Below are 359 nucleotides of genomic sequence, written 5' to 3'. Positions count from 1 at the left end.
GCTTGCCCACGGTCATGCGCCACCTCGCCGTGCTTGAGGAGGCGGGGCTCATCGCCACATCCAAGGATGGGCGCGTGCGCACCTGCGCAATAGTACCTGAAGCGCTGGAGCCGGTGAGAAGGTGGCTCGATGAGCAACGGGCCATGTGGGAGAGCCGGCTTGACCGGCTGGAGGCATTTGCAGTTCACGCGGTGAAGGAGGAGGAACAATGACAACGAAACCCGGTCAACAAAGCGCACACGCTGAACCGCCACAAGACCGTTTTGCAACGCTCAGTTTCGAACGGGAAATTGCCGTTCCGCTATCGGCTCTGTGGCAGGTCTGGCTGTCACCCGCCGCCCGGGCGGTGTGGGCCTCTC

2 pseudogenes are annotated in these 359 nt (G+C 63.0%); both read left to right on the top strand.

What is annotated here, in order from left to right:
* Positions 1-212 (top strand): annotated as a pseudogene (locus tag EN874_RS32545) (helix-turn-helix transcriptional regulator); the annotation flags it as partial.
* Positions 209-359, top strand: a pseudogene (locus tag EN874_RS34725) (ATPase); the annotation flags it as partial. The pseudogenes EN874_RS32545 and EN874_RS34725, both read left to right, overlap by 4 nt.

Origin of the sequence: Mesorhizobium sp. M1D.F.Ca.ET.231.01.1.1 (genome assembly GCF_003999155.2) — a bacterium.
In the GTDB taxonomy this organism is placed as follows: domain Bacteria; phylum Pseudomonadota; class Alphaproteobacteria; order Rhizobiales; family Rhizobiaceae; genus Mesorhizobium.
This window is presented reverse-complemented; position numbering and strand designations above follow the sequence as displayed.